Below are 21,508 nucleotides of genomic sequence, written 5' to 3'. Positions count from 1 at the left end.
CGTTGGTCTCGACCAGGGCCGTCGCCGCCGAGGACGCAGTAAACGAGCCAGCTGTTCAAGCTGTCGTACCGCAGATTCCTCAACTGCTACGACTAACGGCAGACAGGCAGCGTTTCGATGTTCGCCGCAACGTCGCGATCGCAGAGGGCAATGTGCGGCTAAAGCTCGGCGCAGGCCAACTCGTCGCCGATCGGGTTGAGTTTGACGCCAACTTTCAGACGGTGTATGCCCGCGGAGCGGTTCGTCTCTCCCGCGACAACCAGGTTTTTCAGGCCTCTGCTCTCCGCTACAACCTGAGCCAGAACGAAGGGGAACTGGATGACGTCTACGGCGTCATCGACCTGGACGCGATGCAAGGCGTCTTCAACGTTGCTGATCCATCCCCAACAAACACCGAACAGCAGGCCCGTCCAGCGCCGGCGCCGATAGCCTGTCCGCCACTGCTGGCACCCGTTCCGGACTGGCATCCGCAACCCTGGGCCGTTTCCGCCTGGGGCGGTCAGATGATCGATGCCCCCTTCGGTGACACGTTCCTCTTCAACGGGACCATGCGTCCGGAAGCGGTCTTGGGTATCGGCCTGCAGAAGCGGATTTTCCGCGCTGGTCCTCTAGCCCTGGAGCTCGAGGCTGATCTGTTCAGCCATCTGGCCAAACAACAGCCGGGCGGCGAGTTCAATCAGGACAAGCCCTACGCCGATCTGCCAGCCCAGAGTTTCGGCGAGGGGATCCTGGGGATCGGTGCCCGGCTGTGGGTGCAACCCTGGCTGAGCTTCAGCGTTGTCGAAGGCATCAGTTACAACACGGACTACAGCTTGTATGAGAAGACCTTCCGCGAGAACTACACCAAGTTGCTGAACTACCTCGGCTTCGAGGTGGAAGCAGCGGTGTCATCCGATGTGTCGCTCGTTGGACGCATCCACCACCGATCTGGAGCCTTTGGCACCTACAACGGCGTAACGGAGGGCAGCAATGCCTACCTGCTTGGCCTGCGCTACCGCTGGGGCCGCGATCTGCCGGAACCGGTTGGCACTTCAATGGCGCCCCCCCTGGGCTGCCCGGATCCAGAGCGGAATCAACGGGTTCGCCCCACCTCCCTGATTCAGCGGCTTGAATCGACAGCACTTGGGGATGGGGGCAAAGCGATTGCACACATCCCGCCAACACAAACACCGACGCCCTCGCCACTGTCTCCGTCTGAACAACAGCAGCGACGCAGCCAGGCCATCGCCGGCATCGATCAACGCATTGATGACGTCGAATTTCAAGGCACGCTGTCGATCGAACGGCGCAGTGGCGTGCCTGTACGGCGCCTCAATTCCAATGTCCGCGACGAAAATCGTTTCGGCGTGGTGAAAGTGCCCCAGCTCAAGCGACTGGGCAGCACACAGTTGATCAATGGCACGATCAGCCGTTGGCGCGTTCAGGCTGCGCGAATTCAGATCACGTCCAACGGGTGGCGTGCTGACCGGATGGGTTTCAGCAATGACCCGTTCACCCCGGCACAGACCCGTATCGATGCTGAGGATGTGGTGGCTCGGGAACAGCCGAATGGCGATCTGCTGATTTCAGCGCGGCGCAACCGGCTGATCATTGAGGAGCGTCTGCCCGTGCCCGTCAGCCGCCGGCAGCTGATTCAGAAGGAAGAGGAAGTTGAAAATCGCTGGGTGTTCGGTGTCGACAATGACGACCGCGATGGACTGTTCGTCGGTCGCAACCTCAAACCGATCACATTCGGCACAGATACCGAGCTCAGTCTTCAACCGCAGGTGATGGTGCAGCGCGCCATCGATGGCGGCAGCGACATCGATCCAGGGGACCTGTTCGGTCTTGAGGCGAAGCTGGTCGGTCGGTATGACGGCACCAAAGTCAGAGCAGACGCCGACATCAGCAGTTTCAGCGGTGATGACTTCCTCGAGAACAGTCGCTATTGGGGAAGCGTCGAGCGTAGTTTCGAGCTTGGAGCTCTGGGGGAGGTGACCACCAACCTCTTTGGCACCTATCGCTACCGCACCTGGAATGGATCCCTCGGCAAGACCGATATCCAGGCTGCCTATGGCGTCTATGGCGAGAAGAAAGGGGAATTCGAGCTGGGCAACTCGCGGCATCGCTTCCTCGTCCGTGGAGCCATGGGCGACTACTACGCCGAACGGTTTGACAGCAACCGCAAGCTGCGATCCGGTCGCGGCAGCCTGTTTGCCTCACTCACCAGCACGATCCCGATCTGGCGCGGATCCACCGCAGAGCTCACCCCATTGGCCGCCTATCGCTACTCCCCCGTCGCCGTGGTGCCCGGCGTCAGCCTCACCACCAACCTGAACAGCACGGTGGCGCTCTACGGCGCCGGCGACCATCAGGAGAGCATCAGCTTCAGTGGAGGGCCGACGCTGACCCTCGGCACCTTCAGCAAACCATTCCTGGATTTCACCCAGATTTCCGTCATCGGCGGCGGCACCCTTCGCAATGGCGCCAGTCCATTTGAGTTCGACCGAATTGTCGACTTCGGCACGCTGGGCGTCGGTCTCACCCAACAGATCGTCGGTCCTTTGCTGCTCAGCACCGGCGTCAATGTCAACGTCGATTCAGGATCGGAGTACTACGGCGATGTGATCAATTCGAGCATCGAATTGCGTTGGCAACGCCGCAGTTATGACGTGGGGGTTTACTTCAATCCCTATGAAGGCATTGGCGGCGTCCGTTTCCGGCTGAATGACTTCAACTTTGATGGCAGCGGCGTGCCCTTCGTTCCCTACACCCCAGCGGACTGGTTCCTCGAGGACGACAGCGAACTGCCGCTTTGAATTAGTCCCCACCGCCGATGATCAGATCACTGCCGGTGAGCTTGGCGCCGGCAAAACGGATGCCCTCCGTTCGCACGTCCGGTGCGAAGGCATTGATCACAACAGCAGACCGGAGATCAGCACCACGCAGATCCGTGCCCGTTAAGTCGGCATTGGTGAGAGTGGCCCCGCGAAGATCAGCCATCACCAGCCGGGCTCCACTGAGATCGGCACCCTCGAGGTTGGCGCCCCTCAAATCCGCCCCCTCAAGATCAGCATCTCGAAGATCCGCGCCGATCAGGTGGGCCTCCTGCAGCTCAACGCGGCGCAGATTACAGCCCCTGCACGCCCTCTGATCCAGCAACCGCTCCCGTGGATCCGGCCGATGCTCCACCGCTTGAAGCGGCAGAGCCAGCAACAGCGCGAGCCAGCCAAGTTGAATCACGGACTTCTCCCACTAACCCTGTCTCTTTCATAGACACAAGAGTCTGATGGTGCCATCAGACGTTGCTGAAGCCGTTGATGTACGGCAATGCCTCCATCAACTGTTGAACCTCTGGACCATGGGCCAGCAACTGCGACGTGGCATCCCAGCGGCCGCTCAGCAACATCTGCCGCGGCCCCTCATCCACAGCAACACTCCATTGTTGATCCGCAGACGTCAGCTGTTCAGCCTTCAGATCCAGAGACCAGGTCTGATCCGGACGATCATGGACCTGTCGCTGGATCGCCTCCACCTCCGCGGCCGACGCCGTGGCACAGGGGATGCCGAGGGCGAGACAGTTGCCGTAGAAGATCTCGGCGAAGCTAACGCCCACCACCGCGCGGATGCCCCAGCGCATCAGTGCCTGAGGTGCGTGTTCGCGACTGGATCCGCAACCGAAGTTGCCATTCACCACAAGAACTGACGCTCCCTGAAATCGCGCCTGGTCGAAGGGGTGCTCACCCTCGCGTTCACGACGGTCATCCGCGAACACCTGGTCACCCAGGGCATCGAAACTCACGCACTTGAGGAAGCGGGCAGGAATGATCCGATCGGTGTCAATGTCCTCGCCGCTGACGACAAGGGCACGACCCACCACCTGGCTCACCGGACCGGAAGGAAAGCTGCTCATCAGACCGCGGATTGAAGTGACAGGGTGCGGACATCGGTCACCTGGCCGTGGACAGCGGCAGCTGCCACCATCGCCGGACTCATCAACAGGGTGCGTCCGCTGGCAGACCCCTGCCGCCCCTTGAAGTTGCGATTGCTGGAACTGGCACTGATCTGCCGGCCTTCGAGGCGATCGGGATTCATCGCCAGACACATCGAACAACCCGGTTCACGCCACTCGAAGCCAGCGTCTTGGAACACACGATCGAGTCCTTCCGCTTCCGCTGCCTTCGCCACCTGCTCGGAACCCGGCACCACAAAGGCCTTGATGCCATCAGCGACGTGGCGACCACGGGCCACAGCCGCCGCCGCCCGCAGATCGCTGAGTCGACCGTTGGTGCAACTGCCAATGAAGCAGACATCCACAGGCACCCCCGCAATGGCGGTACCGGGCTGCAGATCCATATAGCGATAGGCCTCCTCGGCGATGGGTCGCTCACCTGGCTCCAGCTGCTCAAGCTGCGGAATGCACTCATCGATGCCCAGCCCCTGACCCGGTGTGATGCCCCAGGTCACTGTGGGAGCGATGCTGGCCGCATCAAACACCACCTCGTCATCCACCACAGCGTCCGGATCGCTGGCCAAGCCGCGCCACCAGCTCACGGCCCGATCCCAGGCAGCACCCGAAGGGGCTCCTGCTCGACCGCTGAGGTAATCAAAGGTGACTTGATCTGGATTCACATAACCGCAACGGGCACCACCCTCGATCGCCATATTGCAAAGGGTCATCCGCTCTTCCATCGACAGCGCCTCCACCGCTGGGCCCGCGAACTCATAGGCAAATCCGACGCCCCCCTTCACACCGAGCGTCCGGATCACGTGAAGGATCAGGTCCTTGGCCGAGACCCCATCGGACAGCCGACCGTTCACCTGGATGCGCCGGACCTTGAGTTTCGACATGGCCAGGCTCTGACTGGCCAGCACATCGCGCACCTGACTGGTGCCAATGCCGAAGGCGATGGCTCCAAAGGCCCCATGGGTCGACGTATGGGAGTCGCCACAGGCGACGGTCATCCCGGGCTGGGTCAGCCCCAGCTCCGGAGCGATCACATGCACGATGCCCTGTCGGCCGCTGCCGATGCCGTTGAGGGTGATCCCATGGTCAGCGCAGTTGCGCTCCAAGGTGCTGAGCATCTCCTCAGCCAAGGAATCAGCAAACGGACGACTCTGGGAGGTGGTGGGCACGATGTGATCGACCGTGGCCACAGTCCGCTCGGGGCAGCGCACGCTCAGACCCTTGTCGCGCAGCGCCGCAAACGCCTGAGGGCTGGTGACCTCATGGATCAGATGAAGACCCACGAACAGTTGGGTGGATCCGCCGGGAAGCTCCGCCACCCGATGCAGGTCCCACACCTTGTCGTAGAGGGTGCCGGAACTCAAGCCGCTCTGCTGCAGGGACCGTTGACCCTACGACTGGGCCAGCAGTCGTCGACGCAGGCGATCCAAGGCACGGATCACCGTGAGCTGCTGAACGGCCCCCCGCCCGCGTCGGTCCCCGAACCGTTCCGCAGTCGCCTCACAACCATCGGGACCGCTGACTGCCAGATGCACCAGCCCGACGGGCTTCTCGTCAGTTCCACCACCGGGACCGGCGATGCCGCTCACCGCGATCGACCAATCCGTCCCCAGACGCTGCCGCGCCCCCTCGGCCATGGCCGCCACCACTGGATCCGAGACAGCTCCATGGCGCTCAAGCAGCTCGGCAGGGACATCGAGCAGCTGCTGCTTCACCGCATTGCTGTAGGCAATCACCCCCCCAGCGAACACAGCGGATGAACCTGGAACAGCCGTCAACGCGGCGCCGAGACCACCACCGGTGCAGGACTCCGCCACCGAAAGGGTTTGCCCCGACCGTTGGAGCAACGCCAACACCACCGACGCCAGGCTGTCGTCGGTGGTGCCGTAGCAATGCTGAGCGGTGCGGCGGCGCAGCTCAGCTTCCACCGGATCCAACAGAGCCGCTGCAGATTCTGCGGAGCTGCCACAGGCCGTGAGTCTGAGCTTCACATCTCCAAGGGAGGCATACGGCGCCACCGTGGGATTCACCCCCTCAAGCAGATCAGCGACCTGCTCGGCCAAGTTGGATTCACCAATGCCGCTGAAGCGCAACAGGCGACTCACGAACACCCCTGTTGCCCCTCCGTGACGCCGCAACCAGGGTTCCGCCGTGGCCTCAAACATCGCCCGCATCTCCGAGGGCACACCAGGGAAGGTGAGGATCGTGAAATCCGGCAAGGGGGACCAGATCATGCCGGGGGCCGAGCCCAGGGGATTGGGCAGCACAGCAGCCCCCCTGGGAAGAAAGGCCTGGCGGCGATTGCTCGGCGCCACCGCCCGACCACCAGCCGAGAGGTTGGCTTGAATCTCGTCCCAGAGCTCCGGACGTTCCTCAAGAGGCGTCTCAAACGCCGCAGCCAGGGATTCGGTGGTGAGGTCATCCGGTGTGGGACCGAGACCACCGGTGGTGATCAGAACCCGACAGCGCCCACTGGCCTCGCGGGCGGCTGCGGCCAACCGCTGACGGTTATCGCCAACCACGGTCTGGCGGTAGTGGGGAAGTCCAAGGCCCGCCAGCCGTTCGGCAATCCAACGGGCATTGCCGTTGAGGATGTCTCCCAGAAGCAGCTCCGTGCCAACGCAGAGAATTTCAACACCGGCTTCAGCCATGGCGATCGCGGCAGGAGGTGAGGCTGGCTTCTGGGGATGGTGATGTCTGGGTGAGGGCCCGCTCCGTCTGAAGCTGACGCCGGCTGATCACCACGGTGGCCACCAGGATCGCGGTGGCCAGTGCCAACCAGAGAAAGCGCATTTCGGCATTGGCCACCACCAGGGCCAATGCCGCCAGCCACTGGGTGAAGACATAAATCAGCAACACGGTGCGGCGATGGCTGAAACCGGCCCGCAGCAGCCTGTGATGCAGATGTCGACGATCGGGATGGAAGGGGGAACGGCCCTCCCGCAGGCGGCCCATGATCACCGCAGACATGTCGGCCAGCGGCAGGGAAAGGATCAGCAGCGGCAACAACAGGCTGACGGTGGTCAGCCCCTTCGCCGGACCGACGATGCTGACCGCGGCAAGGGTGAAACCAAGGAAATAGGAGCCGCCATCGCCCATGAAGATGCGGGCTGGATTGAAGTTGTGACGGAGAAAGCCAAGACAGCAGCCGGCGAGAGCCGCTGCCAGGAAACCTGCCGCCACTTGATGCAGGGAAAAACTCACCGAGATCAGACCAACGGCAGCGATGCCAGCGACACCGGCGGCCAGACCATCCAGCCCATCCAGCCAGTTGATCGCGTTGGTGATGCCGACCAACCAGATCACGGTTGCCAGGAGGCTCAGGCTGTCACTGAGCGCGATCGCTGAGCCGGACCCGTTCACCCAGGGCAGATCAATGGCTCCGATGCGGACGCCCTGGCTCCAGATCACGCAGGCAACAGCGAACTGACCCGCTAACCGGGGCCAGGGTGAAAGGTCGAACAGGTCGTCGGCAAGACCGATCAGAAAAAAGCACAACGAACCCGCCAGAGTGCTCCAGATCAGCTGATCCCGGGCCGGAGCGAGCAGGCCGAATCCACCGAGCAGCCAGATCACGGTGAGCGACAGTCCAAAGCCAGCCACCATCGCGATGCCCCCCAACCGGACCATGGGGGCGGTGTGCTGCTTGCGGGGATCAGGCTGATCGGTGAGCTGGAGCCGAAGTCCGAGACCACGGACAACAGGGACCAGAACCATCGTGACCCCAGCGGCCAACAGGAAACTCAGCGTGGCAACCAGTAAGGGGCTGGCAGCGAGGGACACGCAGGCTCCTGAATCAGAACAACCCTTTGCAGGGGAGATGTTCTCCGGATCCTAGGGAGAGTGAACCCTGGGATCCACAGGGACTTGGTCCAGTCAGGCAAGCGCTGGCTGACGCGCAGCGGCATAGAGCGGGAAGCGTTGGCAAAGCGCCTCAACCCGACGCAGGCACTGCTGCTGAACAGCGTCATCCTCAGGGTTCAGGAGGCGGTCGGCGATGACATCAGCCACCTCGCGGAACGCACCGGCATCAAAGCCCCGGGTGGTAAGTGCTGCGGTACCCAGGCGCAGGCCGCTGGTGACGAAGGGGGATTCGGGATCAAACGGCACCGTGTTCTTATTGGCCGTGATGTGGACATCACTGACGAGGAGATCAGCCACCTTGCCGGTCATGCCGACAGAGCGAAGGTCAAGCAACACCACGTGGTTGTCGGTGCCACCGCTGACGACGTCGATGCCGCGGGCGATCAAACGCTCTGCCAGAGCGGCTGCATTCGCCACCACGTGCTGGCTATAGGTCTTGAACGCTGGTTGCAGGGCCTCGCCGAAGGCCACCGCCTTGGCCGCGATGACGTGTTCCAAAGGTCCGCCCTGACTGCCGGGGAACACAGCCTTGTCGAATTTCTTGGCGAAGTCGGCATCACGGCAGAGGATCAGACCACCACGGGGACCGCGCAGGGTCTTGTGGGTGGTGGTGGTGACCACATCACAGTGGGGAACGGGGCTGGGATGCACGCCTGCCGCCACCAGACCAGCGATATGAGCCATATCGGCGAGCAGGAACGCACCCACTTCATCGGCAATGGCGCGGAAGGCGGCGAAATCAATGGTGCGGGGGTAGGCCGAAAAGCCACAGACGATCAGCTTCGGCTTGTGCTCCAGAGCCAGCTGCCGGATGGCCTCCATGTCCAGCCGCTGGGTCTCGCGATCGACGCCGTACTGGACCACGTTGAACCACTTTCCGCTCACATTTACCGGCGAGCCATGGGTCAGGTGACCGCCATGGGAAAGGTCCAATCCCATGATCGTGTCTCCCGGCTGAAGCAGCGCCAGGAAGACAGCGAAATTGGCCTGGGCACCACTGTGGGGCTGCACATTCGCCCAGGCCGCACCGAAGAGTTCCTTGGCCCGTTCGATCGCCAGCTCTTCGATGGCATCAACGTGCTCACAACCGCCGTAATACCGCTTGCTGGGGAGCCCCTCGGCGTACTTGTTCGTCAGAACTGAACCCTGGGCGTCCATGACGGCCCGGGAGGCGAAATTTTCGCTGGCGATCAGCTCCAGGTGGGTTTCCTGACGCTGCTGCTCCTTCTCAATTAGGGCTGCAATGGCGGGATCGGCGGCCGCAAGACCTTTGTTGATCGAAGAAGCAGTGCTGTCGCTCATGACGCCCGGGCGTTGTCCTCACTTGATCGTAAGAAACCGTTTCGAAAGGAAACTGGAACAACAGCTGTCCAAAAAAAAACTGCCCGATTGGGCAGTTTTCAAGCGCGCCTGGAGAGATTCGAACTCCCGACCCTCTGATCCGTAGTCAGATGCTCTAATCCGCTGAGCTACAAGCGCTGGCGTGAATCCATGAGACCCCATCAAGGGTCCCGTCGTCAACTGGAGCACACGCGCGGCAGGATCGGGGGAGAACTGTGTTCATCGTCGAGATGCCGATCCGCTGGTACGGCCCTGCTGACCCAACCGATCCGACTTACCGCCATTTCGAGCGGATCGTGAATCTCTGTCTGCACGCAGGTGTCTTTGCGGCCGTCAACAGTGGTGCCTGGTTCGTGCAGGAGATGCGTCAACCGTTTCCCGCCGATCGGCTGCCCTGGATCACCGGCATCTGGTTCGGCGTGCTGCTGGTTCAGTTCATCGCTGTGCTGGTCCAGCGCCCAGGACCGATTGAACCAGCGGAATAACGGCAGCATGGGTGGAGATGCCATCACCGCAGATGTCTCTTCCCGCTGCCGACCTGCAGGAGCTGCAATCCACCCTGGCTGACCGCCTCTACATCCAGGTTTCGGGCTGGCATCTGTATCTCGGAGATGCAGATCTGGCCCAACCTCTCGCCATTGAGTGCAGTGCCCTGATTGACCAGGGGGCCTCGGTGGCGGCGAGAAAGTCTCTGGAGGCGGTGACAGTTCCGGTGGCTGGTGGAGCCAGCAAGCTGCCGCTCTCGCGCCTGATGCCTCCGGCACAGCTTCGTGAACTCGAGGAGATCCTGGAGTCCTACTGCCGATAAGGTTGCGGCCATCCGAGGGCGATGGTGTGCTGATCATCGAAGTCACCAACGCACGCGAGGTGGTGCGTCAGCGCATCGGCCGGCTTGGGGAACGGTTGATCGGGCGGGTGGTGGATCCGGAAGCTCAGGTGGAGAAGGCGCTGATTCAGGAGTTGGAGACGGCCTTCAAGGAGTTCGGCATCGAAGCGCGAATTGTGTCGGTGCAGGGCCCTCAGCTGGTGGGACGCCAGCAGCTCGAACTACCGATTCAGGTGCGCGAGGAGCGGGACGTGCGGCTCATCGACGCCTGAGCCTGCGCTTAACACCCGCTGCGATGTCCCGAACCTCGGCGATGCCGAAGGCTGTTGCCGCCAGGCCGTACACAAGCAGTCCAAGCAAGCCTGGCAAAGCGATCTGCAGAACCAGACCGACCGCTCCCTGCGGCCAGCTGAACCAACCCTGCAGGGCCCAGGCCACAGCCGCCGCCATGCAACCCGCCAGGCTCAGACACGTCACATCACGCCCCCACCTGCGCAGCGGCAATCCCTGGAGGCGGCGGCGCAGGGCCAGGAGCAGACCCAGGCATGTGAGTGCATTGATCGCCACAGTGGCCAGCACCAGTCCAGGCGCCCCGAAATTGAAGGGCGACTGATTGCCCCACGGCGTTGGTCCACCCACCAGTAACCAGTCGAAGATCACGTTGAGGCCGATCCCCGCCAACGAGAACCGAAACGGTGTGGTGCCATCGCCAAGGGCATAGAACACCCGCACCAGCACGTCCCGGCCGAGATAAACCGGCATCCCAAAGCCGTAGGCCATCAACAGCCCGGTGACCAGCTGCGCCGCGGCAGCATCGAACGCGCCGCGTTCGTACACCAGCGCCACGATCGGCGCCCCCAGGGCGATGAACAGCCCCCCCAGAGGAATCATTGACGCCGTTGACAGCATCAGTCCCTGACGAATGCGCTCCACCAGCTCGGGGCGATCCTCACCGGCCGTGAGACGGGCAAAGGTCGGCAGCAAAGGCACCAACAGGGCATTGGAAATCAGCCCCAGCGGCGTCTGCACAAGCAGATTGGCATAACCGAGACCCGCTGCAGCTCCTGCAATCCCGGAGGCGAAGAACAGATCGGTGAACACATTGATCTGCAGCATCCCGGAGGACAACGTCGCCGGCCCCATCACCTGCCACACCTCCCGCACGCCGGGATGGCGCCAATCCCACACCAGTTGAAATCGCGCCAGACCCTGACGGATCAGGGCCGGCAGCTGGATCAGCCACTGCAGCAAGGCCCCCACCAGCGTGGCCAGCGCCAGCACCACACCGCCGCTCATGGCAGCAGCCGGCAAGGTGATCCCACTGCCCAACTGCCACCAGAGCAGCCCAACCCCAACCACCAGCGCAGCACTGGACATCAACGGAGAGATCGCCGGGATCCAGAACTCATCGGCGGCATTGAGTGAGCCGAAACCGAGGCCGATCAGACCGGCCAGCAGGGCCATCGGCGCCATCAGCTGCAACTGCACAGTGGCGATGGCGTGCAGCTCCGGGCTCAACCCTGGCCCCACCAGCGTGATCAAGGGATCAGCCGCCAGCACCAGCAGCAGCGTGACCAGCAGCAGCAAGGCACTCACGCTGGTGTTCAAGGCCGCCAGGATGTGAGCCCCCTCAGCTCGGGGACGGCGGCTCAGCACGCTGACCATGGCGCTGTGAAAAGGGCCGTTGATTCCCCCCAGCAGGATCAGCAGAAATCCAGGCAACACATAGGCATAGTTGTATGCGTCATAGGCAGCGCCCACGCCGAAGGCAGCAGCAATCACCAGCTGCCGCACCAGCCCTCCCACCTTGCTGAGCAGCGTGCCCAGGGTCACCACCAGGGCGATTCCCTTGAGTGATCGCGCCATTCGATCCCCAGATGATGGCCGCATTGTGGTGGGAGCACAGGAGACCATGGGCACTCCCTGGCTAGAGCCATGACCGGCTGCACGACCCCCGGCGATGCCCTGCTTAGCTTTGAACCGCTTGAAGAAGGCGTTCTGATCAAGCGCTACAAGCGTTTTCTGGCGGATGTAGAACTCAGCAGCGGAGAGGTGATCACCGCCCACTGCGCCAACACCGGCCCGATGACTGGGGTGTTAATCCCAGGCCAGCGGGTTCGACTGCGCCATGCCCCCTCACCCAAGCGCAAGCTGGCTTGGACCTGGGAGCAAGCCGAGGTGCCAGGGGCGGACGGTGCCCCCTGCTGGGTGGGCATCAACACGGCGCTGCCCAACCGCTTGATAAGGGCCACGATCGAAGCCGGCTGCTTGGCCGCTCAGCTGGGGCCCATCGCCAGCATCCGCGCCGAAGTGGCCTACGGAGCCAACAAACGCAGCCGGATTGATCTGCTGCTCACGCCGACCGACTCCAATCCTGATCAGCGGCCGATCTATCTCGAGGTGAAAAACACCACCTGGACCGATGGCACCACAGCCCTGTTCCCAGACACGGTGACTGAACGTGGCCAGAAGCACCTGGTGGAGCTGATGGGTGTTCTTCCAGATTCCAGAGCGGTGTTGGTTCCCTGTCTGAGTCGTCCGGATGTGACGGAGTTCGCGCCAGGGGACAGCGCGGATCCGCGCTATGGAGAACTGTTCCGCGAGGCGATCAAAGCCGGCGTGGAGGTGCTGCCCTGCCGCTTCCGCTTCCAGGCAGATGGAATTCGCTGGGAAGGGATCAGACCCTTGAAACAACTTTGAGATCTTGTATCAATTAACACACCTAAGGGCGAATCTGCGCTGCACTTTGGGTGAGTTCAGTCGGATACACCATCCGGCGTGACCAGCAGCTCTGCACTCTCGTTCATGACAACTGCATTCCACTCGCCTACCAGTAGGCGCCGAAAAACATTGCAGGAGGCCAACCTCCTCGAAGGTCCGTTGATGCTGATTAAGAGCATCCGGGGCTTCAGCTCCAACCGTGCCATGACCTGGCTCGCCTGCGCTCCACTGGCGCTGATGGGTCTCGGCATTTTCACTCTCTCAGCAAAAGCCGAAGAGCTGCCAGATCTCAATGCAGCCTTCCTCGCCAACAACCTCTGGCTGCTGGTGGCCACCATCCTGGTGATCTTCATGAACGCCGGCTTCGCCATGGTGGAAGCCGGCATGTGCCGCCAAAAAAATGCCGTCAATATTCTCGCCAAGAACCTGTTCGTCTTCGCCCTGGCGGTAACCGCCTACTGGTTTGTTGGCTATTCCTTCATGTACGGAGACGCCGCCATCGATGGCTGGCTGTATTTCGGGGGGCTCTTCTTCGATCCAACCGTCACCGCTGAAACCATCAGCGACGCTGGCCTGGTTCCCACTGTTGATTTCCTCTTCCAGGCTGCTTTCGCCGGGACAGCAGCCACGATTGTTTCCGGTCTTGTGGCTGAGCGGATCAAGTTCGGCGAATTCGTGGTCTTCGCCCTGATCCTCACTGCCTTTATTTACCCTGTTGCAGGCAGCTGGGAATGGAATGGCGGCTGGCTCAACAGCGTCGGCAATGCCGAATTCATTGACTTTGCCGGTTCTTCGATCGTGCACTCCGTCGGTGCCTGGGCTGGCCTTGTGGGTGCTGCACTGCTTGGACCCCGCATCGGCAAATACGTCGGCGGCAATGTGCAGGCCATCCCTGGCCACAACATGTCCATCGCAACCCTCGGCGCGCTGATCCTCTGGATCGGCTGGTACGGCTTCAACCCCGGCTCCCAACTGGCCATGGATCAGTGGGTCCCCTACGTGGCTGTCACCACCACCCTCGGCGCTGCCGGCGGTGCCATCGGCGCCACGGTGATCTCCACGATCACCTCCAAAAAGCCTGACCTCACCATGATCATCAACGGCATCTTGGCCGGCCTGGTGAGCGTGACCGCCGGTTGCGGCAACCTCACCCTGACTGGGTCCTGGGTTGCCGGCTTGGTGGGCGGCATCATCGTCGTCTTCTCGGTGTCTGCTCTTGACTCTGCGGGCATCGATGATCCCGTCGGCGCCTTCTCCGTCCATGGAGTCTGCGGCGTCTGGGGCACCCTGGTGATCGGTCTTTGGGGTTTCGACGTTCAGGGTGATGGATCCCCCCTCGGCCTTCTGGTCGGCGGTGGTATTGAACAACTCGGCATCCAAGCTTTGGGTACCGCTGCTTACGCCATCTGGACCGTTGTGACCTGCTTCATCGCCTGGCAAATCATCGGTGCTCTCTTCGGTGGCATCCGCGTTACCGAGCAGGAAGAGACCGAAGGTCTGGACATCGGCGAGCACGGCATGGAGGCCTACGCCGGCTTCTCCACCACCAATAACTGATCCCTTTCAGGCTTCAGTTCACTGCCCGGCCCTCAGGGCCGGGCTTTTTGATGGCCTGCTGATCGCAGCACGCCCCATAGAGTCATGAAACTGCAGCGCCCGTTATGGACACCCACGCCTTCAAGCGCTCCCTCCACCATTCAGAGCGCTACAACCGGCGGGGCTTCGGACGGGCCGAGGAAGTGGCCGAGAGCCTGGAGCAGGCCTACCAGAGCGGCTTGATCGGCACGATCCGGGACAACGGCTACAAGCTCAGCCATGGCCGGCTCACGGTTCGCCTGGCCGAGGCCTTCGGGTTCTGCTGGGGGGTGGAGCGGGCCGTGGCCATGGCCTACGAGACCCGCAAGCACTACCCCGCCGAGCGCCTGTGGATCACCAATGAGATCATCCACAACCCTTCGGTGAACGACCATCTGCGCGAGATGGATGTTCAGTTCATCCCTGTTGAACAAGGCGTCAAGGATTTTTCCGGCGTCACCTCCGGTGATGTGGTGATCCTTCCCGCCTTCGGCGCCACCGTTCAGGAGATGCAGCTGCTCAACGAACGGGGATGCCACATCGTGGACACCACCTGCCCGTGGGTCTCCAAGGTATGGACCACGGTGGAAAAGCACAAGAAGCACACGATCACCTCGATCATCCACGGCAAGGTGAAGCACGAGGAGACCCTCGCCACCAGCTCCTTTGCTGGGACTTACCTGGTGGTTCTGGACATGGAGGAAGCCCAAATCGTGGCGGACTACATCCTGGGCAAGGGCGACCGTGACGCCTTCATGCAGCGCTTCTCCGCCGCCTGCTCCCCTGGCTTTGACCCGGACCGTGATCTCTCACGCCTTGGCGTGGCCAACCAGACCACGATGCTCAAAAGCGAAACCGAAGAGATCGGCCGCCTGTTCGAACGCACGATGCTGAGCAAATACGGCCCAGCTGAGCTCAACGATCACTTCGTGGCTTTCAACACCATCTGCGATGCCACCCAGGAGCGTCAGGACGCCATGTTTTCCCTCGTGGACGAACCGCTTGATCTGATGGTGGTAATCGGCGGCTTCAACTCCTCCAACACCACGCACCTGCAGGAGATCGCCCTGAGCCGCGGCATCCGCTCCTTCCACATCGACACGCCGGATCGTCTCGATGCCCAGGCCAATGCCATTGAACACAAACCGCTCAACGAAAACCTGCGACTCGAAAGCAATTTTCTGCCAGCTGGACCGGTCACCGTTGGCATCACCTCCGGCGCCTCGACACCGGATCGGGCCGTGGAGGAAGTGATCGAGAAACTGATGCTGCTCAGCGAGAGCTGATTGGCCTCAGCTTTACATTGGTTCACACCACCTGAACCGTCTCAGTCCCGCTCTGTGCTGCTCTTGTCGCGCTCTGACCCCGACAACCTGCTCCATGGTTCGGACCCGCAGGTGCGTTGTTACCGCAGCGGTTTCTCCGATCAGATGGAGATGCTGGCGCCCACCACGCAGGTCGTTACCTACCTAAACGGTCACCAGAGTTGGTTCGAGCGCTGTGCCAAGCCGATGCAGGTTGCGGCGCTTGACCACCAGTCCTATGCGCTGACCCTCGGACGCTTCGGCAACTTCGGTTTCGAGGTGGAGCCGACCATCGCGCTGCGTTTGTTGCCAGAAGATAAACAGCTTTATCGCATCGAAACGGTTCGGACCGTTCCGCAATCTCTCGTCTTACGCGACCACTACGACGTGGACTTTCAAGCGTCCATGCAGTTGATCGACCAGGACTCGACGACATCCGTGAACTGGGACCTCGATCTGAGCGTCTGGATACGACTCCCCAAGGTGATCACCATGCTTCCCGAACAACTGGTGCAATCCAGTGGCGATCATCTGCTGCGCCAGATCGTCCGGCAGATCTCAAGACGGCTGACCTGGAAGGTTCAGGAGGACTTTCACGCCAGCCATGGGCTCCACTGCCCGCCTCGTCGACGGGCAGCGTTCTGACGCAAGGGTCAGCGGTTAGCCCAGATCTTGTTCACGATCTCCATGCCGCTGAACGCCTGCCAGAGGAACAGTGTCAGCGTGCCCATGTTCAAGCCGACATGGGCCTTGCGCGCGATCATGTTGCCCCGTTGCATCAGCGGAGACAGGGAGGCCGCCAGGGCGATCATCCCCGTCATGGCCAGACCCACCAGCAGGTGAGGTCCAACGAACAATTTGCCGTTGTTCAGGTAAGTCACGGCCATGCCGCCAAGGGTGCCGACGGTCATCACCGCCAGCAGGATGCTTCCCCATAGGTAGTGGCGCTGAGCGAATTTCCCCTTAACCAGTTCTTTGCGCTGCTCTGGGGTCCCGGTGCGGGTTTTCTTCGCCTTGATTCCCAGATAGAGAGCCCAGCCACCCATGGCCAACAGGCCCCATTCGGTGAGGGGGTGCACGAAATTCAGGCTGAAAGGCAGGGTGGCCAGCATCGGACGTAACTCGCTGTGGGGACGAGGCTAGGGGTCGACGGGTCCAGTCCGCCTCAGTGCAGGAAATGGCGGCGGCCGGTGAGCAGCATGGCCAGACCCAGTTCATCGCAGGCCTTGACCGACTCCCCGTCCCGAAGGCTGCCTCCGGGATGAATCACGGCTGTGATGCCATGGCTAGCTGCCAGGCGAACGGTGTCATCGAAGGGAAAGAATCCGTCACTGGCCAGCACTGCTCCCTTGGCTTTCTCAGCCGCCGCCTCCAGGGCAATCCGCGCTGAACCGACGCGATTCATCTGACCGGCGCCGACCCCGAGGCTCTGACCATCCCTGGCCACAACGATGGCGTTAGAGCGCACATGCCGCACCAGGCGCCAGGCGAACTCAAGATCCTGCTTCTCCTGAGCGGTAGGAGGCCTCTTGGTTGCCAGCGTCCACTGATCAGGGGTCATCACTTGATCATCGAGGTCCTGCACCAGCAGTCCCCCGAGGATGCTGCGGACGTGATCTGGACCAGCAGCAGCGATCGCATCCGGCGACAGCTCCAGCAGCCGGAGATTGGCCTTGGCGGCCAGGATTTCCCTGGCTTCCGGGGAGAAGGATGGGGCCACGACACATTCCAGAAACAACCCGGTGAGCTCACGGGCTGCGGCGGCCTCCACGGGTCCGTTGATCGCCACGATGCCGCCGAACGCACTGACGCGATCCGCATCCAGCGCTCTCGTCAGCGCGGAAGCCACCACCGGTCCCACAGCCACACCACAGGGGTTGGTGTGCTTCACCACCACGGCAGCGGGGCCGACGGCGTTTGGGCCGTAGCCAAACTCGCGAACCGTCGCCAGAGCTGCCTCCAGGTCCAACAGGTTGTTGGTGCTGAGCTCCTTGCCCTGCAGCTGAATCGCTCCTCCCCATCCCTGACGGGGATGGCTGAACCAGCGTGCTTTCTGGTGTGGGTTCTCCCCATAACGCAAGGTCTGGCGAAGCGGTACTGCCTCCAACCAGGGGCTGCTCACAAGCTCAACCTCGCCAGCCATCCAACGGCTGATGGCGGTGTCGTAGGCCGCGGTGTGCTGAAACGCTTCGAGGGCCAACTGGCGGCATAGATCCGCAGGCACACGACCAGCCGATTCCGCCATGGCCGCCAGCACCGAGGAGTACTGATCCGGGCTGGTGAGCACCGCCACATCAGCATGATTTTTGGCAGCGGCCCGGACCATCGCCGGACCTCCGATATCGATGTTTTCGATCGCCTGATCCCAGGTGACATCCGCTCGGGCCACCGTTTCCCGGAACGGGTACAGATTCACCACCACCAGATCAATGGCGGGGATGCCCTGCTGCTCCAGATCAGCCTGATGGGCAGCATCACCTCGTTTGGCAAGGATGCCGCCGTGCACCCTCGGATGCAGGGTCTTCACTCGACCACCGAGAATCTCCGGTGCGCCGTTGTGCTCTGACATACGGGTCACCGGAAGTCCGGCATCTTCCAGAACCTTGGCGGTCCCACCACTGGACAGAAGCGCATAACCATGGGTGCGATGCAACGCCTCCGCCAGCGCCACAACGCCGTTTTTGTCGGACACGCTCAGCAGCGCAAAAGGAGCCATGGATTCGTGACGACTGGGTCCTGAGCCAACCTACGCAGCAGGGTTACGGGGGATCGAATGAACAGCCGCCTGGTGATGCTTCATGGCTGGGGTGCCACGTCGGATGATCTGGAACCCCTCGGACGATCACTCGCAGCCGCCATCGATCTTCCTTTGGAGGTGGTGGCGCTGGCGGCTCCCCATCTCCATCCCCAGCCCCCTGGCCGCCAGTGGTACGGCCTTTTCCCTGCAGACTGGGATGGTGTTCCAGCAGCCGTCGAGGCGCTTCAGGAGCGCCTGAAGACGATTACCCGTCAGGGGCCAGCAATGGAACGCACGGTGCTGCTCGGATTTTCCCAAGGTGGCGCCATGGCGCTTGACAGCGGTTGCGGCCTGCCCCTGGCGGGTGTGATCTCCTGCAGTGGCTATCCACACCCAAACTGGGAGCCAGCGGACCAACACCCGCCAGTCCTGGTCATGCACGGCCGTCAAGACACGATCGTCCCTGCAACAGCAATGGACGCCATCACCGCACGGCTCCGATCCAACCGTTGCGAAACCCTCTCATTCGACAACGGTCACACCATCCCAGAAGAAATGGTGCAACCGATGCTGACGTTCTTGAAACGGGTCCTGAAAGGACCCTGATTCAAACGAACGCGTACTCGTACTCTTCCATCTCCTCCCAATCGTCGGCAGAGAGATCGAGCCCCTCAAACAAGGTGTCTTCACCGATCGAATCGACGATGGTGCGCAAGGACGGAAAGAGGAAGTGATTCTCTTCGGCGTACTGAGCGCTGAATAGTCCCTTTTCGCCCCAGAAGAAGCGATCGGTGGTGTGTTCATTGCGTCGCACATTGAGCAACGCCGGAGGTACCAAACCGGCCTCAGCGATGTAGCGACGAGCCGCCGTCACAGGCTTGTACTCACCGGTTTCCAGATGATGAGTGGACACATGGGCAAGGACCCGTTGCCCCGCGAGACGACGGCGGCTGATGCGCTTGCGCTTCTTGGACATGGTCGAGCTCCGGTGAACGTGAATAAAGGAAGAGAGAAGGGGACCGGAGAGGCCGAAACCCTCCGTCATTACCTGGGGCTGGTCGACGCAGGGGCGTCTGCAGACCGCGTCATGCAACGGCTGCGGGCGACCCACAACCATCAAAAGAACACCAACACCAAGCAATGCCGGTTCGGCACCCAGCAGAGAACGCTTCAGCCTCTGCTGTAACTTTGGTTGCATCAGAAATGCAACCAATACAAGAGTTGGTGGGCGTCTGCTCTTGACGAACATCGCCTCGGTCGATAATTAGATCTTAAGACTTTTCCCAGAATTTTCAAGTCCCCTTAACCATTGCTCCCTGGTTCAGTGTCCATTCGCCCACCAGGCCCATTGCAGCTGACGGAACCGTTCCTGACTTTTGCGGATCAACAGCTGGAGCAACTGAACCGCAACCGTTGCTTTCAGCATCTCGCCCTGTATCTCAGTCAGGCAGGGGACAAGGACCGACCACCGCTCGTGCTGATTCGACAGCTCTCGGCTGCTGAACGAACACTTCCCCCCGCCGATGCCGATCCCGAGCTACGGCATCCAGCTCAGGAACGCCGCTGGTACCCCCTACGCGATGGGGAACTGATCCTAGGAGCCCTGCGCGCCGATCTTGTCCCCGCCGAAGCGTGGGACCCGCAACGGGACCAGCAATTGCGCGATGGCGCCGCTGCCCTCAGTCATGCATTGGCGCGAGATCTCGAATGCCTTCAGCTGCGCAACGCCCTGGAACAACAGCAATCCCAGCTGCGCACCATGGTTCATCAGCTGCGGAATCCCCTGTCAGCGCTGCGGACCTACGCCCAGTTGCTGCTGCGGCGTCTGGAGAGCAGCAGCGAACATCGACCACTTGTGGAGGGAATGCTGGCGGAGCAGAACCAGCTCAATCGCTACGTCAATGTCCTCGACAGCATCGGGCAACCGGCCCTGAGTGGACGTCAGCCGGAGCCTGCCCCCTTGATGCTTCCCCCGGACAGCAGTGCTGTGGGCACCAGCCTTCAACAGCAGTTGATGCCCTTGATCGAGCGGGCCAAGGCCATGGCCACGCTGCAAGGGCGGCCTTGGCATGGGCCTGACAACTGGCCCGCCTGGGCCACTGAGTCGGCACGGGTCGCAGCAACAGCGGAGATCGTGGCCAACCTTCTTGAAAATGCTTTCCGCTACAGCCCCCCTGGTAGGGCGATTGGTCTGATGCCCCTGCCCAGTGGTTTGTGCATTTGGGATGAAGGCCCGCCGATCGATCCTGATGAACGAGACGCGATCTTCCAGGAAGGGGTGCGGGGCCGGCGGGGTCGAGACCGTCCGGGCACCGGACTTGGACTCGCCCTGGCCCGTCAGCTGGCAGAAGACGATGGCGGGACGCTTGAACTGTGCGTTGAGCCGTCTCGCTTAGCGGCAGAGCTTCCCCAGCAAGGGAATGCCTTCCACCTCACCTGGTCAGAGCCAGAAGCACCAACGTGAACGTTTCCGTCAGCACCAGTACGGCTCCGTAACTGTCGCCGGTGTGCCCCCCCAGGCGCCGACCGAGGCCCTCTGCGACCACCAGCGCAACGGGAGCCCCGGCCAACAGCATCACCGGATTCAGCACGATGCAGAGAACCAGCAGCACAACTCCGCTAGGGAGGGCATCCCAGCGGGGGCGTCCATGGCGGCGATGAAAGCCGGCCGTTCCGTCGCGGCGTAAATAAGGAAATCGGGCCATCGCCCAGAGCGGTGCCACACGGCTCCAGACACCGACCGTCACCAGGGCCGCTGGCGCGGCCGAACCGAGCTGGACCAAAGCGCCCAGCTGCAGCATCAGCACCATGACCAGGGCCAGCACACCGCTGGCCCCCACACGGCTGTCCTCCATCGCCTCAAGACAACGCTCCGGGCCGGCGGCCAGACCATCGGCCGTGTCCATCACTCCGTCGTGATGCAGCCCGCCGCTGAGCCAGATGCCGAGGGCGATCACCATGGGCGCCGCAGCGCTCATGGTCCAGCCGAGCCGAAGCAGTCCCCAGCAGAGCAGGGCCTGTATGGCACCGATCACCAGACCGATCCAGGAGGCGAATCGGGCAATGCGTTGGAACCGTGGTGACGGCCAAGGCCAGGCCGGCAAGACGCTGTAGAAGATCCAGGCCCCCGCCAGATCGGACAACCAGGGAGAAACGCTCCGAGCGATGGGTCTGTTGCACGGTCCTGGTCTCAC

22 protein-coding genes and 1 tRNA gene are annotated in these 21,508 nt (G+C 62.1%); 11 read left to right on the top strand and 12 right to left on the bottom strand.

Going from position 1 to position 21,508, the window contains the following annotated elements; translation table 11 throughout:
* The first annotated feature begins 2 nt into the window (after nt 1–2).
* Entirely contained in the window at nt 3–2,798 is a 2,796-nt protein-coding gene (locus TX72_RS01325; RefSeq protein WP_011127141.1) for a DUF3769 domain-containing protein, read from the top strand.
* Between the two features lies 1 nt (nt 2,799).
* Here TX72_RS01325 and TX72_RS01320 read toward each other — a convergent pair whose 3' ends face one another.
* The 7 genes from TX72_RS01320 to TX72_RS01290 all read right to left on the bottom strand — a co-directional run bounded on the left by TX72_RS01320 (nt 2,800) and on the right by TX72_RS01290 (nt 9,289).
* The gene (locus TX72_RS01320) at nt 2,800–3,222 is read right to left on the bottom strand and encodes a pentapeptide repeat-containing protein (protein WP_011127140.1); all 423 of its coding nucleotides are present in this window, start codon (nt 3,220–3,222) and stop codon (nt 2,800–2,802) included.
* Between the two features lie 55 nt (nt 3,223–3,277).
* Nucleotides 3,278–3,892: a 3-isopropylmalate dehydratase small subunit gene (locus TX72_RS01315; protein ID WP_011127139.1), complete on the bottom strand. Its 615-nt coding sequence runs from the start codon at nt 3,890–3,892 to the stop codon at nt 3,278–3,280.
* Nucleotides 3,892–5,310, bottom strand: coding sequence for a 3-isopropylmalate dehydratase large subunit (gene leuC, locus TX72_RS01310; RefSeq protein ID WP_011127138.1), 1,419 nt, complete (start codon nt 5,308–5,310; stop codon nt 3,892–3,894). Before leuC ends, TX72_RS01315 begins: the two co-directional genes overlap by 1 nt.
* Nucleotides 5,311–5,337: 27 nt before the next feature.
* On the bottom strand, nt 5,338–6,597 hold the full coding sequence (locus TX72_RS01305; RefSeq protein ID WP_011127137.1) for a competence/damage-inducible protein A: 1,260 nt from the start codon (nt 6,595–6,597) through the stop codon (nt 5,338–5,340).
* Nucleotides 6,590–7,729 (bottom strand): glycosyltransferase family 4 protein, encoded by a 1,140-nt coding sequence (locus tag TX72_RS01300; protein WP_011127136.1) that lies wholly within the window; start codon nt 7,727–7,729, stop codon nt 6,590–6,592. The genes TX72_RS01305 and TX72_RS01300 overlap by 8 nt, the downstream gene beginning before the upstream one ends.
* A 93-nt stretch (nt 7,730–7,822) precedes the next feature.
* Nucleotides 7,823–9,112 carry a serine hydroxymethyltransferase gene (gene glyA, locus TX72_RS01295; RefSeq protein ID WP_011127135.1) on the bottom strand — a complete coding sequence of 430 codons (1,290 nt, stop codon included), beginning with the start codon at nt 9,110–9,112 and terminating at the stop codon, nt 7,823–7,825.
* A 103-nt stretch (nt 9,113–9,215) separates the two neighbouring features.
* Nucleotides 9,216–9,289 (bottom strand) — tRNA-Arg (locus TX72_RS01290).
* 92 nt (nt 9,290–9,381) lie between these two features.
* Between TX72_RS01290 and TX72_RS01285 the strand changes: the two genes are divergently transcribed.
* From TX72_RS01285 to TX72_RS01275, 3 genes are read left to right on the top strand one after another with little or no spacing between them, the layout of a single operon-like run.
* A complete protein-coding gene (locus TX72_RS01285; protein ID WP_042504096.1) occupies nt 9,382–9,636 on the top strand; it encodes a hypothetical protein in 255 nt (84 codons plus the stop codon).
* A 32-nt stretch (nt 9,637–9,668) separates the two neighbouring features.
* Entirely contained in the window at nt 9,669–9,959 is a 291-nt protein-coding gene (locus tag TX72_RS01280) for a DUF3181 family protein (protein WP_042504093.1), read from the top strand.
* Nucleotides 9,960–9,985: 26 nt separating this feature from the next.
* On the top strand, nt 9,986–10,249 hold the full coding sequence (locus TX72_RS01275; RefSeq protein WP_011127132.1) for a cytochrome-c oxidase: 264 nt from the start codon (nt 9,986–9,988) through the stop codon (nt 10,247–10,249).
* Here the strand turns inward: TX72_RS01275 and murJ are convergent.
* The gene (murJ, locus tag TX72_RS01270) at nt 10,236–11,843 is read right to left on the bottom strand and encodes a murein biosynthesis integral membrane protein MurJ (RefSeq protein WP_042502804.1); all 1,608 of its coding nucleotides are present in this window, start codon (nt 11,841–11,843) and stop codon (nt 10,236–10,238) included. The genes TX72_RS01275 and murJ overlap by 14 nt on opposite strands.
* A gap of 69 nt (nt 11,844–11,912) precedes the next feature.
* Here murJ and sfsA point away from each other — a divergent pair, with 69 nt between their 5' ends.
* The 4 genes from sfsA to TX72_RS01250 all read left to right on the top strand — a co-directional run bounded on the left by sfsA (nt 11,913) and on the right by TX72_RS01250 (nt 16,222).
* Nucleotides 11,913–12,677, top strand: a complete 765-nt coding sequence (sfsA, locus tag TX72_RS01265) for a DNA/RNA nuclease SfsA (RefSeq protein ID WP_011127130.1) — start codon at nt 11,913–11,915, stop codon at nt 12,675–12,677.
* A 105-nt stretch (nt 12,678–12,782) separates the two neighbouring features.
* The gene (locus TX72_RS01260; RefSeq protein ID WP_011127129.1) at nt 12,783–14,255 is read left to right on the top strand and encodes an ammonium transporter; all 1,473 of its coding nucleotides are present in this window, start codon (nt 12,783–12,785) and stop codon (nt 14,253–14,255) included.
* Between the two features lie 104 nt (nt 14,256–14,359).
* Nucleotides 14,360–15,559 carry a 4-hydroxy-3-methylbut-2-enyl diphosphate reductase gene (locus TX72_RS01255; protein ID WP_011127128.1) on the top strand — a complete coding sequence of 400 codons (1,200 nt, stop codon included), beginning with the start codon at nt 14,360–14,362 and terminating at the stop codon, nt 15,557–15,559.
* A 54-nt stretch (nt 15,560–15,613) separates the two neighbouring features.
* A complete protein-coding gene (locus TX72_RS01250) occupies nt 15,614–16,222 on the top strand; it encodes a DUF1997 domain-containing protein (protein ID WP_011127127.1) in 609 nt (202 codons plus the stop codon).
* 8 nt (nt 16,223–16,230) lie between these two features.
* On the opposite strand, the gene TX72_RS01245 is transcribed toward TX72_RS01250, so the two are convergent.
* Nucleotides 16,231–16,689: a DUF4079 domain-containing protein gene (locus tag TX72_RS01245; RefSeq protein WP_011127126.1), complete on the bottom strand. Its 459-nt coding sequence runs from the start codon at nt 16,687–16,689 to the stop codon at nt 16,231–16,233.
* A gap of 53 nt (nt 16,690–16,742) precedes the next feature.
* A complete protein-coding gene (gene purH / locus TX72_RS01240) occupies nt 16,743–18,293 on the bottom strand; it encodes a bifunctional phosphoribosylaminoimidazolecarboxamide formyltransferase/IMP cyclohydrolase (protein ID WP_011127125.1) in 1,551 nt (516 codons plus the stop codon).
* 57 nt (nt 18,294–18,350) lie between these two features.
* Between purH and TX72_RS01235 the strand changes: the two genes are divergently transcribed.
* Nucleotides 18,351–18,920 (top strand): alpha/beta hydrolase, encoded by a 570-nt coding sequence (locus TX72_RS01235; RefSeq protein ID WP_011127124.1) that lies wholly within the window; start codon nt 18,351–18,353, stop codon nt 18,918–18,920.
* A gap of 1 nt (nt 18,921) precedes the next feature.
* Here the strand turns inward: TX72_RS01235 and TX72_RS01230 are convergent, their stop codons facing one another.
* Nucleotides 18,922–19,290 carry a DUF3155 domain-containing protein gene (locus TX72_RS01230; RefSeq protein WP_011127123.1) on the bottom strand — a complete coding sequence of 123 codons (369 nt, stop codon included), beginning with the start codon at nt 19,288–19,290 and terminating at the stop codon, nt 18,922–18,924.
* A gap of 18 nt (nt 19,291–19,308) precedes the next feature.
* Between TX72_RS01230 and TX72_RS13700 the strand changes: the two genes are divergently transcribed.
* Together TX72_RS13700 and TX72_RS01225 are read left to right on the top strand one after the other, a co-directional pair.
* Entirely contained in the window at nt 19,309–19,500 is a 192-nt protein-coding gene (locus TX72_RS13700) for a hypothetical protein (RefSeq protein ID WP_148228739.1), read from the top strand.
* Nucleotides 19,501–19,638: 138 nt separating this feature from the next.
* The gene (locus TX72_RS01225) at nt 19,639–20,778 is read left to right on the top strand and encodes a sensor histidine kinase (RefSeq protein WP_011127122.1); all 1,140 of its coding nucleotides are present in this window, start codon (nt 19,639–19,641) and stop codon (nt 20,776–20,778) included.
* On the opposite strand, the gene TX72_RS01220 is transcribed toward TX72_RS01225, so the two are convergent.
* The gene (locus TX72_RS01220; protein WP_011127121.1) at nt 20,747–21,508 is read right to left on the bottom strand and encodes an adenosylcobinamide-GDP ribazoletransferase; all 762 of its coding nucleotides are present in this window, start codon (nt 21,506–21,508) and stop codon (nt 20,747–20,749) included. The two genes, TX72_RS01225 and TX72_RS01220, sit on opposite strands and share 32 nt — an antisense overlap.

This window comes from Parasynechococcus marenigrum WH 8102 (assembly GCF_000195975.1).
In the GTDB taxonomy this organism is placed as follows: domain Bacteria; phylum Cyanobacteriota; class Cyanobacteriia; order PCC-6307; family Cyanobiaceae; genus Parasynechococcus; species Parasynechococcus marisnigri.
Note: the sequence above shows the minus strand (reverse complement) of the source record. Positions and strands in the feature narration are given on the sequence as shown.